This is a genomic window from Gammaproteobacteria bacterium, from assembly GCA_021648145.1.
GTDB lineage: Bacteria > Pseudomonadota > Gammaproteobacteria > JAADGQ01 > JAADGQ01 > S141-38.
Genome location: JAKITI010000013.1, coordinates 32,005 through 49,649, shown reverse-complemented (window position 1 = coordinate 49,649; position 17,645 = coordinate 32,005). Strand labels below are relative to the sequence as shown.

The window sequence follows — 17,645 nt, the reverse complement described above, 5'->3', positions numbered from 1 at the left end:
TGAGCCTTATTCGCCCAAACAAGCATCCACCACTTCCATCAAACCCGAAATAGTCTCCAGGTCATCGGTCAATGGCTCAACAATTGCAGCCCTGCAAGCCTCTTTTAAATCCATACCGGATTGAATCAAACTGCCACAATAAACCAGCAATCGGGTCGAGACACCCTCTTCCAGATCATAACCATCCAGGGCACGCAATGCTTTTGCCAGCCTCACTAACTGCCCTACTTTCTCTTCTGGAAGCCCCGATTCCTGGTGAACAATTCGTACTTCCAATTCGGCTTCAGGGTAATCAAAACTGACAGCCAAAAAACGTTGTCGAGTGCTGGGTTTTAAACCCTTCAATAGATGTTGATAACCTGGATTATACGAAACCACCAACATGAATTCGTCGGGCGCATGAAGCAGTTCACCAGTACGTTCAAGTGGTAAAATCCGGCGATCATCGGTTAACGGGTGAAGTATGACCGTGGTATCTTTTCGTGCTTCAACCACCTCGTCGAGATAACAGATCGCCCCTTCTCTGACCGCCCGCGTTAAGGGGCCATCACACCAGATGGTTTCACCATCACCGATCAAATGCCGCCCCACTAGATCAGCCGCCGTTAAATCATCATGGCAAGCCACGGTATAAAGCCGCCGTCCTAGTTTTGCCGCCATATGCTCGATAAAACGAGTTTTACCACATCCCGTGGGGCCTTTGATCAAAAGTGGCAACTTGTTTTTATAGGCATGCTCAAACAGGGTCACTTCGTTCGCTTGAGCTTGATAAAATGGAATATCTTTAACATCAACACTATTTAATGTGCTCACTTCACTCAACATTTCATACCCTCCATGTATGAAAGAAAAAAGGGGCGTAAGGTACGCCCCTCTTTCTTCCATACTAAACTTTGCTACTTGGTTGCCATCGATGTTTTATCGTCCTTGGCAAAAAAACTGGCAATATAAACAAACAAGCCGACTAGAAAAACAACACCCGCCACTGCACGCAGCCAATAAAAGGACGTCAAGCTGTCTTGCACTGCCATAAAGCTCATGGGATCTTCGGCCATTCGCTGAGTCATGATCTGCATGATGCCCGCACCGGTTAATAGCAGAGTAATAGCAAACATTGAGATCGTCATCAGCCAGAACGAAAGTTTCTCCAGTTTCTGTGCTTTCGCTGGAGCAGCTTCACCCTGATTACGAATCAGCGGCATCGCATAGGAGATGATCGTCAAAACAATCAGCACGTAAGCCCCATAGAAAGCCAAATGTCCATGAGCGGCAGTCAACTGCGTACCATGAGTGTAATAGTTGACCGGAGCCAAGGTATGCATAAAACCCCAGACACCGGCACCTAAAAAGGCGGTCACAGCCGTACCAAGCGCCCACAGCACTGCGGCCTGGTTCGGATGATCTTTGCGGCGACGGTTCACCATGGTGAATGCGAACAGCATCATCATAAAGAATGGAATCGGCTCCAGTGCGGAGAAGATTGAACCAATCCATAACCAGTACCCAGGTGTACCGATGTAATAATAGTGGTGACCTGTACCGATCACACCTGTAATCAGCACCATCGCGATAATCACATAGAGCCATTTTTCAATAATCTCTCGATCCACACCCGTCACTTTGATTAATACAAAGGCCAGAATCGCACCGAGAATTAACTCCCAAACACCCTCAACCCAGAGATGAATCACCCACCACCAGAAATATTTATCCAGCACCAGATTGCTAGGGTTATAAAAAGCGAACAGAAAGAATACAGCCAAGCCGACTAAGCCCGTCAACAATACAACGCTCACGACAGTTTTGCGACCGCTCAGTATCGTCATACCGATATTATAAATAAAACCTAAAATGACTATAACGATACCAATCTTGGTAATCGTGGGTTGTTCTAAAAATTCCCGCCCCATCGTAGGCAACAGATCATTTCCAGTGATTTCAGCGAGTGTTGCATAAGGCACTGCCAAGTAACCAACAATCGTCAAAGCACTGGCAATCAAGAAGACCCAAAAAAGTATGAGCGCCAACTTTGTACTATGCAGTTCTCGCTCTGACTCTTCAGGCACCAGAAAATAGGATGCGCCCATAAAACCGAACAGCAGCCAGATAATCAGCAAATTCGTATGCACCATACGTGCAATGTTAAAAGGTATTTCTGGAAACAAAAAATCGCCTATGACATATTGAAGCCCCATCACCAGGCCAAATAAAATTTGTGCCACGAACAGCCCGATAGCAGCTATAAAATAGGGCTTGGCAACAGCTTGTGATTGATACTTAAGCATTGATATCTCTCCTTAACCCTGAATATTGGGTGGCCAGTTATTGGTATTAATCTCAGAAGTCCACTTAAGGAATTGTGCGATTCCCTCTAATTCTTCTTCAGTCAGATTAAATTGTGGCATACTGCGACGACCCGGCACGCCTTCCACGGGGCGACTCTTGATCACCATTTTAATGGCCTCGGTGCTATGCCCCAGACGTTGATAAACATTCCCCAGTTCGGGAGCAAAATAAGCACCTTCACCCAATATGGTATGGCAACCCACACAGTTATTGTCCTCCCATACTTTTTTGCCAAGAACGACTTCGGGGGTAATATTGTGGCGATTATCACGTTCTGGTAAGCGCTCCATGGTGTCAACAGTCAAACCGATGAACAGCAAGAATGAAAACACTCCGCCGCCAATGAAGATGTTGCGAGCCATGGATTTGGTGAAACTCTCACTCATATCCTTCTCCTTTTGTGTATTATTGTGTTGTGCAGATATTTAACTGCATCACTAGGCATTTCACCTTGACCTAGATCAAGTGCCTCACAAAAAGCACATTCATTCTGGAACTCAGAGGTATGGATAAAGATGACCTGGAACACAACTCACATCGACCAGCTTCGCAATGCATCTCTATTCACTGGGTTAGACGAACAGCAGCTAAAACAAGCACTGAAAAATACCCTGATCAAAACGATGAAAAGCGGCGAGCAACTCTTTTCCCAAGGTGAAGATGCCAACCATTTTTTTTGGCTACGAACCGGGTTGTTAAAAATCTACCGCCTCTCGCCCGCAGGAGAAGAGAAAGTGATCAAAGTAGTCAAGCCCGGGCAAACATTCGCAGAAGCCATTATGTTTGCGGGCAAACCTAATCACTATCATGTCAGTGCAGAATTTATAGAGAACGGTGAAATCTGGTGTTTTTCTAATCAGGACTTCAAAGAAATTTTGAGCCATTCAGTTGAAACCTGCTTTCGTTTGATGACAAATATGAGCCAGCGGCTACACAAGCATATTAATGAGATCGACCGATTAACGCTGCAAACAGCCACTGATAGAGTGATCAATTACCTATTGCTGAATACCCCTGACAACGATAATGAAATTCATCTTATAACATCCAAACAGATACTTGCCGCGCAGCTCTCAATAAAACCGGAAACGCTCTCTCGAACACTCCGAAAGCTTAATAAAGAAGGGTTGATAAAAACAGAAGGTAATGTGATCAGGTTATTAGATCTTGAAGCGCTGTATAAAAAAGTAGAGGTATGAAAAAGCCGCAACCTCATTACGAGACTGCGACTCTATAGTATGACAAAAGTGGCTAGAACGTGGCTTGCCCCATCAACCATAATTTATCAGTATCCTTTTTATAAGAAAGAGTACTATTCGTATCAGGAGTATCTGCACTATAGCTTGCGTATTTAGCCATAAGTTTATAGTTTTTACTGAATTTTTTAACCGCGATCAGATCAATTTCAGAGCCATATTTATCACTACCATTATCTGCGCTGAAATTACGATAAACCGCCATCAACTTCACGCCATTAACCTTACCACTGATTGAAAAAGAGAGATCAACCAGGCCATCTTTAGGAGTCACTAAAAACATATCGGCCCAACCATTCTTGCCATGCTTTGTTGCCAATGGTGTACCAAAGGCATAGGTTCCATTACCACCCAGCACCTCATAACCCAGTTTTGCAGTAATACCTGATGTATTAACACCAAATTCACCAAAAAAATAATCTGCCTCAATAGTATTCGCACCCCCTTTGTAAGAGCTTTGAGATGCAAACTCAGCGGTATAAAGAAGTTTGGTTCCTTCTGCAACCTCAGTATCACCGGTAAAGCGCAGACCTAAAGTTGAATTAGAGGTCGCAGGTGCATCAGTGAGCTCAAGAAAGTAACCATAACCTGTGACTTTACCGATCGGCAAACCAGAATATGATGCATTGACTAAGTGGGTTTTTGTATCAGTATCACCACCCGTAATTGTATTTATATTATTAACATAACCATAAATGATCGTTGTATCTGCCAGTGCAGTATTCACGACCGTCAATGCATCAAAAGATTGTGCATTCTGACGCCAGCCTACATTACCCACAAAACGGGCATTATCCAGAACCACTTCTTGCCGACCTAATTTAACTGTGGTGTCAGCCATATTGTAAGCGATATATGCCTGATTAAGGTCTGTCGTTGCTGGGTCATCTATAACAGGATAATCATTTTTTCCATTCGTTTTACTGTTGTAATCCTCTACCAGAGCTTTTACATGCTCTCCTTGCATAAAAAGGCTAAAACCCTGGAAATCACTTGTTTTATAAGATAAGCGTGAACGTAAAGTTGCCGCATTCGCTTTCTTACTTTTTCCCGTTTGATCAACACCCTCGTAGCGCAAACGAAAATCAACAGTCGCTTTACCAGAACTCATCGCATCAGCAATAGAATCAGCTTGTACCGATTGCATATAACCCACTGCTGTCAAACCCATTATTGCACTGCTAACCAGAGCCATGTTTAGTGATTTTTTCATTCTTATTCCCTGCTCATTAAAATCAACACTCAGGGAAAGGCAAAAAATATGCCAAAATATTTTAACTGTTATTTTTCAATGAGTTAGGCGCAAAGAAATAAAATACAACCTGATTTTCATCTATTTATGCACAGACAATACCTTTCAATGCACCTTAATGTGTCAAAAATATGCCATAGCTTTTCCAACGTTGAGATATCAGTGAACTGTTTGAGCAATTCCAGTGTTGACCGATATATTTTATAGTAGTTTTATTTTTAAGTGAAAACTATAATAAGATATAGGTTTGAGCAACGCAGGTAATATCGAATGAATTTTGAAGAGTATATTATAATTAACCCTGATGTTCGTAGTGGAAATCCTTGCATTAAAGGTACACGTATAACGGTATATGACATTCTCGAATATTTTGCTGGAGGAATGTCAGAATCCGAAATTTTAGAGGACTTTCCAAGCCTTAGTCAGAAAGATATACAAATGGTCTTTGCTTTTGCTGCTGCTAGAGAGCGAAGGCTTGCAACTTCATTGGCTGCATGAAACTACTCTTGGATGAAAACATTAGCTCAAAGCTGGTTAAATTTCTCACGAAAGATTTTCCAGAAAGTAGCCATATTGATTTTTTACAGATGCAAGGGACTACAGATACCTGCATTTGGGAGTATGCTCAGGATGAAAATTATATCATCGTTTCTAAAGATAACGATTTTCGGCAAAGATCATTTTTATTCGGTTCACCACCAAAAGTAATTTGGCTTGCTGTTGGGAATGGGGCAAAGCCTGTACCAAAAATAATCCCGGCATCAATCAACACAACTTCTCTGCCCAAGAAATTAATATTTACACTATAAGTTGAGCGCGCTGCTCATTTAACATTTTCAGGTTCTCAAAGATATATTCTTCAGGCAATAACGAAGTTTCTTCCTGATCCCGAAATTCACGCACGATCCGATTCAAGGCAAGACGATTAACAAACCCTTTATCACAAAGTTTTGCAAAATCATCTTGAGAAATACCAGTCATCACCCAAAAAAAATGCGGATTTTTGGTTTTTATGACATCATCAATATTATATTCCCGTTCGTAGGTCATGTAGATAAAATCGGCCATGCAAATAGCCAAGCGCTTGATTTGCGTGGCATACCATTTCTTTCTTGATTTGCGTTCCTTGTCTTTCTCTTTCTCGACAAAATCCTTGTTTTCTTCCTCAGTATCGTCCAGTGTCGTGTTTTCCCGTTTTTTCTTGTTCTTCAGTTCCTCTGCCTCAATCCCGATATGCACAAAATCCTCAATCGTGCCGACTTCCTGAGTACGGTAACCTTTGACCTTTTTCAATACTTCATACAGATAGGGATTATCTTCCAGCAACTTCAATGCACCAAAATTCACCAGCACATCACTGGTAATACGTTTCGCCAGAGAAATTCGGGAGCCTTCCAGATTCAGCGCCTCGAAAATATCTTTTGCAGTTGTCGCATCGCTGTTCAGACTGCCTTCATAAAATCGTTTGATGTCCAGCGTGTCACACAGACCTGTTACCGTATCCGTCAGGTTATCACGATCCAGCCGAACATTTTGCTCATAACTGTCTTGCTGATCCAGTTGGTCAGCCAGTGCGCTGGCGTATTCATAGGTAATGCGCAAGCAGCGGGAAATAGCAAAATCAAACACCCAGGCGCGGGGTTTGAGGACTTTTCGGCTCTTTTTATCCACCCACGCCGATTGTACCCTGAAGATAGCTTGATAATATGATTCTGCCGACTTGACATCATTCAGCACCAGAATGCTGTCCCACTCCTTGATGGTCACGCCGGTTAGAAAGCGGCGACATGTCAACGTAATCGTGCCCAGTTTATTCGGATTGCCATGAACCGCCTGAATTTTTTTCTCGATATCTGTCTTGTCGCGCGCGATCACACTGTTTTCATCACCATCGCTGGCTTCGCAACCCGAAGCATTGATGATCTCGAATCTGGAAAAACAGGGGTGCTTTCTCAACTTTTTTGCCAGTGCCGCCACCGAATCAACTCGGTTCAGCCACCAGACAGAGTGACGCACAGGCGGTGCGCCCAACTGGCTACCCAGTTTGCCAAAAACGCTGATGGCTCTGGCATCATGTCCGGCTTTGGTTAAACCGTCCAAAAAATGATCGACAGCATCATTATAAACAAAGCCACTTTTGGTCGCCTTGAACAGCTCATTCAAGGAAAAATCCAGATCGTCAGTTAAAAACGTCTCTCGTTGTTCGGCAATATCCTGTTGAGTGATTTCGATGGTTGAAATGTCCAGATCGGGCATTTCCCGATACACATAAGGCTTGTCGCCACCGGGATCATTATCAATTTCCTGTTGCTTGTTTTTTTTCTCATCCAGATAGCTATAGGTAAAGACCTGTTGTGAGCAAAAATCATCTTCCTGAATCAGCCGAAACGGCGTACCGGAAAGATCAAGTCGGAAATCAGACTCCAAACTGTCGATAATATGTTTGGCTCGCTCTGTTCGGCTACCAAAATGCACTTCGTCAAATATCACCAAATCCCAATGCGTTGCCACCACTTGTTCCAGTCTTATTTTAGTTTTTCCATCGGTATCAATAGCTAAATCCTGCAAAGAAATACCCAGCACTTTAGAGCCATCAAAAGGAGGAAATTCACCATTATCAGACAAGCAAGCTTCTATGCTATTACCATTCCGTTTTTTAGCTCGAATACCCAGCCAACCGGAAAAATCGACATGCCCATTCGCAGCTTCCATCCATTCGCTAATCACCTCGGGTTTATAGGTCATAATCAGGGTGTTTTTTGCCCCAATTTCCTTGGCGACATGAAGACCGGTAAAGCATTTACCAAACCGCATCTTGGCATTTAGCAAAAAACGATCCTTATGCGTTGCCGACCTGACCGTGCCCGAGGAATAATCGCCAGAAAACCACTTGCATGCCTTGTCAACAGCGGCTTGCTGTTCTTTTCTGAGTTGATAGTTCTCGACTCTTGATTCCCCGAAAACCACTTCATTAAACGCTTGTTTAACCTGATCTGTAGAAGCATAAAACCACTCCTGCCCAGCACTATCAGATTTTTTCTTGATGCCATTTTTTTCCATTCTTCCATGAATGTGTTTATCTGTTATCTCTTGAGGCAGTGAATGATTCCACAGAATAATTGGAAGCTCAGGGTTGCTGGTGCCAAATTGTTCTTTGATTCTTTGCTTATAACGTCCTTGCAGACAATGACCGACTTTAACCAACCCCTCTTTTAAGTAGGTTTCAGTTGAGTAGACGTAAAGTTCCCGCTCTTCCATCAAGACCACTCCTTGACCTTGTTTTTGATGTGTTTTTGTTCTTCTGGTGTGATTTTAAAATATTCGAAAAGATCACAGTCGATCCATTCCTTCTCAACTCCAATGTGTGGAACCCACTTCCACGAATCTCTGGAAACATTCTGAGTAATTTTTCGTATCCCAACAAGATATCTAGCAAAATCAGTTTTTAGAAATGCACAAAATCGTTCTGCATCTGTGACTGTAGAAAAAACATCAACAATACTGTACGTCTCACTACAAACCTCACCAGGATTTAAAATAAAAAACACGCTTACTGGTATCGTCGATCTTCTTTTTCCTTTTGAACCACCAGCTGCTTTAGATACAACTACTTTGTATTTTTTAATCAAGTCAGCGTTATTGGTGATTAAGCTGGGGTTTAAAAATCTAACTCGCTTGCCCATGAAAAAACATTGTATTTTCTCACCAGAAGATCTGGTTTTTTCTGTATTGTTTTTGAATAAATTAGATGGTATCCCAAAAGCATTTCTTGCCATAGCAGTATCACTAACCCATTTTCCTTTCCATAAGGACTTAATGTGTTTATATATAATCGTTGCGCGAGGGTCATCTGGAATAATGTCCAGACCATCCAAGTTGATTGAATGACTGGTTTCGTTATCAAGGAACTTTATGTTTTTCGATTTTTCGCCTTTATTATAATGCAGAAAACAAACACCACCATTAATATCAACTGTCGGAAAAACCGTGCTGCTATTAGAGTAATTTGCAATTGTCGATATTTTCTTTGATTTAATAAGATTTTCTCTAAAAGAGTTTAGACCTTTTCCCCCAGCAAACCACCTTGATGGGATGACAATAACAAATTCTCTAACGTCTGCCGTTCCAATTAATTTTTCAACAAAAATATTATAAATCGGGATAGCGCTTTTCCCTGTCCCGCCCCCATCCGACTCCTGATAAGGTGGATTCCCCACCGCAATAATTTTCTTTTTCCCTGACGTGTTTTTTATATACTCCAGCATGGATAAAAACTCCCGTTCAAATTTTTCTCGATCAAGCCGCCCATCAATCTCGGAAACATAATTGCCATTGCGGATGATATGGTTAAACTCTTTCTTATGTGAATTTTCGTTGCCCAAAAAGGTTCTCAGGCTGAGACGGTGGTGTCGTTCATCCGGGGACAGGGCAAAGTAGCGGTTGGAGTGATATAATTCATTCTTGACTGCTATTTCAACTTTTTCTGACCCTATGTCCATTACATCTGTTTTAAACTTGGCACAGCAGCTTGCATAGGCGCATGCCAGAAGAATCTCTCCAGCTTTACAAAATGGATCGAAGAACACCACATCCTGGCTATGGAAAACATCTTCATCCAGCGTAGTGACCAGCTCTATCGCTTTTGCCATCAGCATGATAGGCTGATCCCTGCCCACCACGTTACCCAGAATATCAACCACATGTGTCCTGACGCCCAAATCAACCGCAGTCTTCATGCGGCTCCTCCCGCATAAATGACGTTATTTTGGGGAAAATTATTAACCGGATTTTTTTCTGACCAGTCAAAAAGTCTGCAAATTGAAAAATTGAATCACTGCATTGTTTTCCCGCAATCAGGTTTTTAACCCATCGATCTGCTTGCCTGTGACTAATACGGATGATCTTGTCTGCCGGGTTCGATTTGAAATGGTCTGTCCAGCTGGTCTGGAAATTCAGTGGCCGATGTCCATATTTTCTAAACCAGCGATGACCTGCCTGTGTTTTACCGGCTGCGGTCTCGGCATCTTTTGCCCCGGACAGACTTGAAAGGGTTTCATTTTCATGAATGTGCCAGTTAATCGCGCACAGGAGGTGGCCGAAGAATGAGGTCTCTTTTGCAATGATTTTCCTGGCGCTGGATGTACCAGTTTTTTCTTTTATGAACTCCATGGTTGTCGCAAGCACCCTGGCTCTGCAATGAGTAATGTTAAGTGGGTCGATATCAATCGCCCACAGACTGTTAATCGCGTTGGCGACCGCATAATAGGCCGGTTTTTTCTCACCTCTTTGCAGCGCTTTTTTATACAAACCCTGCAAACGCTTTCTGTAGATGACGACAACCATATTGCCGTGGCCACAGCAAGGTTCGAAAAAAGTAATGTTTTCGTTCCCCCATATTCCTCTGCGGCTTCGGTCAAGCAGTTTCAGCATGTCCACGATGCTGGCTTCAGGGGTAAAGACCTCGCCCAGTTCCTTTATACGCTTTCTGCTGCGGTGAGATAATGTGCAGTCGAAATGCGCGCTCCCTTGCGGCCTTTCGATGGCGTTGTTGCTTGCATCAATGGAATTTTTTACAACAACAGACATAAGTTTTCCTTAACTTTGATTGATAACTATCAGACTCAAAGCAAGACCTGTGCCATTCAAAACAATATAGATAAAATAACGAGTAACGAATATATTGCCTCTATATTTTTGAGTCATCTTATTGACTAAAAAGGAGTTTTTGACAGTGTGGTGTCAATTATTTGTAGAGTTAGATCGTGTGGTAAATATTATGGCGTGGGCTCCTGTGTGAAGACAGCCTATGGAAAACAGAAAACTGCGTTGTAACTTATCGAAACAGGTAAGCTATGGTAAGTGTTGCTGTACATCCATTTTCTGATGGATGACACTGATAATTTCTATATGGTTTGTCGCAACTCAGTAAAAGATGATATGGATTCCTGCTGGAAAGCTGCGATAGGATTTTTTAACGTTATCTCGCTTAATTCCAATTAATGGGTTATTTATTGACAAGCCCTAATTGAAGAGAAAATCATTATATCTATGCATATTTGAGCAGTTCCGGTGTTGACCAATATATTTTACCGCCTTTTCTTACCCAAATTATCTCAGTTATGACGTTGTTGAGTATAAAATATTGGCCCGCCACGGAATGGAGCGAACCCTGTACCAAAAATAATCCCCGCATCTAGCTGATCAGCGTCTTTTACAATACCTTCTTGTAAACAGATGTGTGCTTCATCAAGCAAGCGTTTTATCAAACGGTCTTGTACTTCTTTGATTGTGACGTCATTTGCTTTAAAGTGTTTTTTCTGAACTTTTCCTTTTTTATATTGATAAAATCCTTGACCTGTTTTTCGACCAAGATGACCCGCTTTTACCAATTCCGCAAGCCGGTTTGGAACTTCTAGTTGCAGTTGTTTAGACAGAATTCCAGCGACGCTATAACAGATGTCCAAGCCCACCGTATCGGCCAGTTCGACAGGCCCCATAGGCATTCCAAAATCAAGTGCTGCTTCATCAATCACTTCTGGAGCGACTCCTTCTGACTCCAAAACAACCGCCTCCAGCAGATAAGGCATCAATACACGATTCACTAAAAATCCTGGAGAACTTTTTACAGGCAGGGGCAAACGGTTGATATGACGGGTTAATGCCGCCGCTTGCGCAGCCACCTCGGGATCAGTCAACTCACCACTCACAATTTCAACCAGCTGCATTTTGGCCACAGGATTAAAAAAGTGTAAACCAACCAAACGCTCAGGCTTTGCCAATGCCTCACCCAGCACTTCGAGCGGAATACTGGAAGTGTTCGTCGCCAGCAGTGCGCCCTCTTTCAGTTGCGGTTCTATTTCACGAAACAGTAATTGTTTGGCTTCAACATCTTCAAAGATCGCTTCGATCACAACATCTGCACGAGACAGTCCAAGCCCTTCTTTATCGGGTCTCAATCGTTCCAGTGCTTCGGTTATTAAACGGGGTTGTTTCAAGCGCTTTCTAAACAGCCGGTGTGCTCGCTGAATCACACGCGCCAGTGATTCATGCTGCCGATCCTGTATCGTCACACGCAAACCACAGAGTGCGCACCACGCAGCAATATCTCCCCCCATCACACCGCCGCCAATGATGTGAATATATTTAGGGGTAAACAGTGATTTTTTACCTTGCGATTTAAGTTGCTCTTGCAGAAAAAAAACACGCACTAAATTTTGGGCGGTCTTACCAATAATCAAGCGTGCCACTGAAGCAGCCTCTTCACGCATCATCAGCCTTTTATCGCAACCATACTGTTCCCATAAATCAATCAATGCATAAGGTGCAGGATAATGCTCTGGACGCGCACGCTTTGCGACTTTTCGACGTAATACTGACGCTAATAACTGCCTTACGGGTGAGTAGTTTGTCAACATTTTCCAGCCACTCGCATGGCTGACTTTAGGCGATTTCATGATAAATTGATGAGCCGCTCTCTGTAGCTGGCGCTGTGGCACCGCCGCATCAAGCAATCCCATTTTTTTGGCCGCACGCGCACGAACTGCTCGGCCACTCAGCATCATACTCATCGCCGCAGGTGCGCCCACCAAGCGGGTCAAACGCACAGAACCACCAAACCCTGGGTGAATTCCCAACAGAACTTCAGGTAAACCCAGTTTTGTTTTAGGATTTTCATCGGCAATGCGATAGTCACATGCTAATGCCAGTTCCAGCCCGCCGCCCAGGCAAAACCCATGAATCAATGCCAAAGTTGGAATATTTAACCGTTCCAGACGATTAAATACTGCTTGCCCATGCTGGATCAGCTCCAATGCTTCATCATAAGTTTTAAGCTCTTTGAACGCGTTAACATCAGCCCCCGCAATAAAGCCATTCTCTTTTTTTGACTGAATAACCAAACCCTGTGGTGACTCAGTTTGTAACTGCTTGAGCAGCGCTTCAAACTCGTTTAACACTTCATAACTCAAAACATTGGTCGTCGCATCCGCTTTATCCAGACTCAGCCAGACGATGCCATAATCGTCATCAATACGCTGCCAGTGATGATTTTTAACCTTCTCTTTTTCTGACATGATTTGGCCTCCAGTTAAACACGTTCGAGCAACATCGCTCCACCCTGCCCTCCTCCTATACAGAGGCTGGCAATACCACGTTTAGCTTGTTTGCGTTTCAAGACATGCAACAGATGCAATACGATACGTGCGCCACTCGCTCCTACAGGATGCCCAAGACTGATACCACCGCCATCCACATTCAGCCGCGCCTCATCAATCTCACCCACAACGCTACGCCGCCCTAATGCTTCACGGCAAAAAACCGGATCTTGCCAAGCTTTTACACAGGCGATCACTTGCGTCGCAAATGCTTCATTAATTTCCCAACAATCTATTTTTTTAGGAGTAAATCGGTGGTTTTTGAGAATTTTTGCCATCGCATAAGCAGGGCCTAGGCCCATCTGCGCCGGATCTAGCCCTGACCACTGGCATTCAACAATTCGACCTAAAACTGGCAATTGATATTTTTCAATAGCATCTTCACTCGCCAGAATCAGCCACGCCGCGCCATCCGTAACCTGGGCACTATTACCGGCGGTCACCATTCCAAATTTACGATCAAATACCGGTTTCAGTTTCGCTAAACGCTCCATTGATGAATCACGGCGCAGGCCATCATCTTCACTGTAATAATGGCCTTTTGTATCGTAAATTGTTTCGATCTCTTGCAGATAACCGGCATCCTGTGCAGCCGCTAAGCGCTGATGGCTACGCATCGCATAAGCATCCATCGTTTCACGATCAATATTAAAGCGCTCGGCAAGAATCTCCGCCGTTTGCCCCATCGACAACCCAACCACATGATCAGTCAAACCTTTTAAAATACCAATCACGGGTACTAAATGTGCGGGTCGCAATGCTGCGAGCATCTTCAGTTTTGCAGAAAATGTACGAGCACGGTTCCAATCACCTAACCAAGCCACCATTGAGTTATTCAACATGACCGGCGCGTAACTCATCGCTTCAACGCCCCCCGCCAACACCAGATCAGAGCGACCCGTAGCAATATTCAATGCGGCACTGTCCAGTGCTTGCAAACCTGATGCGCAGTTGCGTTGCACCGTCCACGCGGGCACATGGTGGCCACACTGCAAACGTAGCGCTACCACGCGTGCGATATTGACCTCTTCAGGCCCCGACATCACGCAACCCAAAATAACTTCATCAAATGCATCCGGCTCAAAGGGCTGACGCGCCAGCAGTGAGCTTCCTGCCGCAACAGCCAGTGATGAAGCTGTGAAAGCACCGGGTTTGCCTTGTGCTTTCAGGAATGGAGTACGAGCGCCATCCACAATGTAAACAGCTCGACCGGGGTAACTGCCTTTTTTCAGTGCCATCGTCTACCTCACCTTTTCAACTCATCTGCAGAAAAATCATCGACCTGAATCACCAAATTACGCGCCGCTGTTGCAGCTTCTATCAGCTCTGCTTCGTCTTCACTTATCACTTTCAACTCAACACATTGTGCGATTAAATTTTCAGCGCTAGAAACCACTTTTCCATCTTTGATTGCCGCACGTAATTTTTTCTCTGCCGGTTCTGCTGCAATCACTTTTTGTAAAGCATCTTCAATCAATCCTGTGGGTTCATCCAGTTCACTGGCGATAAAAATTCCATGGGTGAGACGGTCGCGTGTTTCGGAAGGCGAGAGCAGCAATCTTGCCACTTGATGACCGAGCTTGTCGCTGGCCTTGGCATATCGTCTGCCCAGAGGAAATATCACAATACGCAAAAACCATGCAGCAGGTCGATTGGGAAGATTTTTAATCACACCATCAAAACTCTGTTGAATGGTGTAAAAAGCGTTTTCACATATCCAGCGGACAATCGGCAAATCCTGCTCTGGACTGCCATCATCTTTAAAACGCTTTAAAGTACAAGAGATCAGATAGAGCTGGCTCAACACATCGGCAAAACGAGCCGACAGCTTTTCATGACGCTTTAAAGCCCCGCCCAGAGTCAACATTGCAATATCGACACTGATCGCAAGCGCAGAACTCATTCGAGTCAATCGTTGAAAATAGCGTTTTGTTTTACTTTTTACAGGGGATTTAACCCCATAACCATCACTGATTCCCAGTAAAAATGAGCGTACCGTACTGCTTAAACTAAAACCCACATGCCCCCATAAGGCTTGATCAAATACTTCAAGCGCACGTTTTTCATCAGGGTCTGCCGCTGCATGGATTTCGGTTAAAACATAAGGATGGCAACGAATCGCGCCTTGGCCAAAAATAATCATGCTGCGCGTCAGAATGTTCGCACCTTCCACGGTAATTCCCACAGGCACAATCTGATACACACGTCCCATCAAATTACGCGGCCCCATGCAAATTGCACTGCCACCTTGAATGTCCATCGCATCATTCACCACCTGACGCATACCTTCGGTCAGGTGGTATTTAACGATGGCCGAAATTACTGAAGGTTTTTCGCCCTGATCGACCATGCTTGCTGTGGTCATACGTGCTGAATCCATCATGTAAGTCAGCCCTGCAATACGAGCAAGCACTTCTTCCACGCCTTCAAAGTAGCCGATCGGCATATTGAACTGTTTGCGTATCCGTGCATACGCGCCCGTCATACGACTGGCCAGCTTGCCCGCACCGGTGCTCATCGCGGGCAGTGAAATAGAACGCCCTGCGGCCAAACACTCCATCAGCATACGCCAACCCTGCCCTGCGCCTTCTGCACCACCGATGATCCAGTCCACCGGAATAAAAACATCTTTGCCACTATTGGGGCCATTTTGAAAAACAGCATTCAGTGGAATATGGCGACGACCAATTTCAATGCCAGGGAGGTCGGTACGAATCAATGCACAGGTAATACCTAACTCTTCCTGCTCACCCAATAGATGCTCGGGATCGTACAGTTTGAAAGCTAAGCCCAACAATGTGGCTACAGGCCCTAACGTGATATAGCGCTTTTGCCAGTTGAGACGAATTCCAAGGACTTCTTTGCCTTCAAATTCACCACGGCAAATGATTCCAGAATCGGGCATGGCTCCAGCATCACTACCCGCTTCAGGCCCAGTCAACGCAAAACAGGGAATCTCTTCTCCCCGAGCTAAACGGGGGAGGTAATAGTTTTGCTGCTCTTCACTGCCGTAATTGAGTAGTAATTCGGCAGGTCCCAGAGAGTTGGGAACCATCACTGTCACAGAGGCACTTACGGAACGTGTCGCTATTTTCATCACCACAGAGGAGTGCGCCAATGCTGAGAATTCCAAACCACCGAAGCGTTTGGGAATAATCATTCCGAAAAAACCATTTTTCTTGATGAACTCCCATACCTCTGGAGGCAAATCACGAAGTTCTTCTGTGGCTTTCCAGTCGTCGATTATTTTGCATAACTCTTCGACTGGCCCATCAATAAAGGCCTGCTCTTCTATCGTTAGCCTAGGCAAGGGGATATTCAGAAGTTCCCCCCATTTTGGATTTCCACTGACTAATTCAGCATCCCAACCCACGGTGCCCGCTTCCAGAGCTTCACGTTCCGTTTGAGATAAGCGAGGTAATATTTTACGAAACAGCCCTAAAGCCCGACCACTGATCAGCGATCGACGAAGAGAGGTAATATTCAGTGAAGCAATGAACAGGAAGGGAATCCATAACGAAAATGGCACACAACCAGTCACAATCGAAACTGCGATTAAAACAAGCCCAACCGATAGACTCCAGGTGCGCAGCGACGTGCGCCAAAAGAGCAGAGCAATAGAAAAAATAACAACCACTAACCACAACACACTTGTCATGACAATCCTCCGACAATCCTAATCAACCGGAACTCTTATTTCGCACCTTCAACCCCATTGTTGTCAAGTTTTTTACTGTTTTTTTTGATTGGTGCTCTATTTTTATGACTGGCATCAGCTTCAGATGGCGTAAAACAATCGCCGACATCATTGCAAATAGTACCATCCTGATCCCATGGTAATTGACGATAATAGGTCAATTCATCGAACCCCATAAAGGGATATTTGATAATGTCAAAATAAGGGGAGTAATCAAAATCACATGGTTTTGCCAGACGAGAGTTGCGCTGATACATATGCATTTGCCCCTGACCTGACCTCTGTATCACTGGCAAAATAGGAAAATGAACACTTGAAAAAGCTTCCGCAATCATGGAAGAGCACACTGTGCGCGTCTGCTGTCCAGCATTATGTTCAAACAGGGTGGAGCGCCAACGGCGGGGTAAAATTGAATACGGGAAAATAAATCGGGCAAGGTCAAGAAGCTGCCTTAAATCATATTTCGTACCAAGGCGCTCAGCAGCATATTTCACCACTCTGCTAGCATCGTCAAAAGAGATCGCTTTGGGGCGACAAATGCGAAGATGCTCTGAAGCGTATTTATTTAAGGGTCTAACAACCGTATCTTCACCTAATAAAGCTTCGATAATGAGTTGGTCACCTGGACTGCCAAAATAGTATTTTTCAATTTGCCTTCTCACAGCCTCATCTTCAATATCATGTAGGCGACCAATATAGAGCGCCGAATGTGTCCACGGGCTGCGCGTGATATTTTTAATGACTTCGCTGACACGGCTGTGACCTTCCACTAACAAGACATCAGCGGGACGCAGTTCGTGGCCAATACGTTTAAAATCTGACATCGGTACGCCACCGACCTCTATACTTTTATTCAGCCACTGGGTTGCCCAACCAACCAGCCACCGCTTAAGCCCCATTCGATACACCGCGCATTCAGCCACCTCACAGATTTAATATGG

Annotated in this window: 14 protein-coding genes; 3 read left to right on the top strand and 11 right to left on the bottom strand. The window is 44.3% G+C overall.

Features of this window, described 5'->3' with window-relative positions; translation table 11 throughout:
• Window positions 1-6 precede the first annotated feature (6 nt).
• From L3J70_09305 to L3J70_09295, 3 genes are all read right to left on the bottom strand, one after another.
• Window positions 7-825 carry a CbbQ/NirQ/NorQ/GpvN family protein gene (locus L3J70_09305; GenBank protein MCF6236548.1) on the bottom strand — a complete coding sequence of 273 codons (819 nt, stop codon included), beginning with the start codon at window positions 823-825 and terminating at the stop codon, window positions 7-9.
• A 71-nt stretch (window positions 826-896) separates the two neighbouring features.
• Window positions 897-2,285, bottom strand: a complete 1,389-nt coding sequence (locus tag L3J70_09300; protein MCF6236547.1) for a cbb3-type cytochrome c oxidase subunit I — start codon at window positions 2,283-2,285, stop codon at window positions 897-899.
• 12 nt (window positions 2,286-2,297) lie between these two features.
• Window positions 2,298-2,732 carry a cytochrome c gene (locus L3J70_09295; GenBank protein MCF6236546.1) on the bottom strand — a complete coding sequence of 145 codons (435 nt, stop codon included), beginning with the start codon at window positions 2,730-2,732 and terminating at the stop codon, window positions 2,298-2,300.
• Window positions 2,733-2,861: 129 nt separating this feature from the next.
• Here L3J70_09295 and L3J70_09290 point away from each other — a divergent pair, with 129 nt between their 5' ends.
• Entirely contained in the window at window positions 2,862-3,545 is a 684-nt protein-coding gene (locus L3J70_09290) for a Crp/Fnr family transcriptional regulator (GenBank protein ID MCF6236545.1), read from the top strand.
• A gap of 52 nt (window positions 3,546-3,597) precedes the next feature.
• Here L3J70_09290 and L3J70_09285 read toward each other — a convergent pair whose 3' ends face one another.
• Window positions 3,598-4,815, bottom strand: coding sequence for an alginate export family protein (locus tag L3J70_09285; GenBank protein MCF6236544.1), 1,218 nt, complete (start codon window positions 4,813-4,815; stop codon window positions 3,598-3,600).
• Between the two features lie 309 nt (window positions 4,816-5,124).
• On the opposite strand from L3J70_09285, the gene L3J70_09280 reads away from it, so the two are divergent.
• Together L3J70_09280 and L3J70_09275 are read left to right on the top strand one after the other, a co-directional pair.
• The gene (locus L3J70_09280) at window positions 5,125-5,352 is read left to right on the top strand and encodes a DUF433 domain-containing protein (GenBank protein MCF6236543.1); all 228 of its coding nucleotides are present in this window, start codon (window positions 5,125-5,127) and stop codon (window positions 5,350-5,352) included.
• An 8-nt stretch (window positions 5,353-5,360) separates the two neighbouring features.
• On the top strand, window positions 5,361-5,663 hold the full coding sequence (locus L3J70_09275) for a DUF5615 family PIN-like protein (protein ID MCF6236542.1): 303 nt from the start codon (window positions 5,361-5,363) through the stop codon (window positions 5,661-5,663).
• Here L3J70_09275 and L3J70_09270 read toward each other — a convergent pair.
• From L3J70_09270 to L3J70_09240, 7 genes are all read right to left on the bottom strand, one after another.
• Window positions 5,653-8,112 carry a DEAD/DEAH box helicase family protein gene (locus tag L3J70_09270; protein ID MCF6236541.1) on the bottom strand — a complete coding sequence of 820 codons (2,460 nt, stop codon included), beginning with the start codon at window positions 8,110-8,112 and terminating at the stop codon, window positions 5,653-5,655. The genes L3J70_09275 and L3J70_09270 overlap by 11 nt on opposite strands.
• Complete coding sequence (locus tag L3J70_09265) at window positions 8,112-9,590, bottom strand: Eco57I restriction-modification methylase domain-containing protein (protein MCF6236540.1); 1,479 nt, start codon at window positions 9,588-9,590, stop codon at window positions 8,112-8,114. Before L3J70_09265 ends, L3J70_09270 begins: the two co-directional genes overlap by 1 nt.
• Entirely contained in the window at window positions 9,574-10,440 is an 867-nt protein-coding gene (locus L3J70_09260; GenBank protein ID MCF6236539.1) for a hypothetical protein, read from the bottom strand. The genes L3J70_09265 and L3J70_09260 overlap by 17 nt, the downstream gene beginning before the upstream one ends.
• Window positions 10,441-10,967: 527 nt before the next feature.
• On the bottom strand, window positions 10,968-12,926 hold the full coding sequence (locus L3J70_09255; GenBank protein MCF6236538.1) for a 3-hydroxyacyl-CoA dehydrogenase NAD-binding domain-containing protein: 1,959 nt from the start codon (window positions 12,924-12,926) through the stop codon (window positions 10,968-10,970).
• 14 nt (window positions 12,927-12,940) lie between these two features.
• On the bottom strand, window positions 12,941-14,245 hold the full coding sequence (locus tag L3J70_09250) for an acetyl-CoA C-acetyltransferase (protein ID MCF6236537.1): 1,305 nt from the start codon (window positions 14,243-14,245) through the stop codon (window positions 12,941-12,943).
• Window positions 14,246-14,253: 8 nt separating this feature from the next.
• Window positions 14,254-16,665, bottom strand: coding sequence for an acyl-CoA dehydrogenase (locus tag L3J70_09245; GenBank protein ID MCF6236536.1), 2,412 nt, complete (start codon window positions 16,663-16,665; stop codon window positions 14,254-14,256).
• Window positions 16,666-16,700: 35 nt separating this feature from the next.
• Entirely contained in the window at window positions 16,701-17,603 is a 903-nt protein-coding gene (locus L3J70_09240; GenBank protein MCF6236535.1) for a hypothetical protein, read from the bottom strand.
• Window positions 17,604-17,645 lie beyond the last annotated feature (42 nt).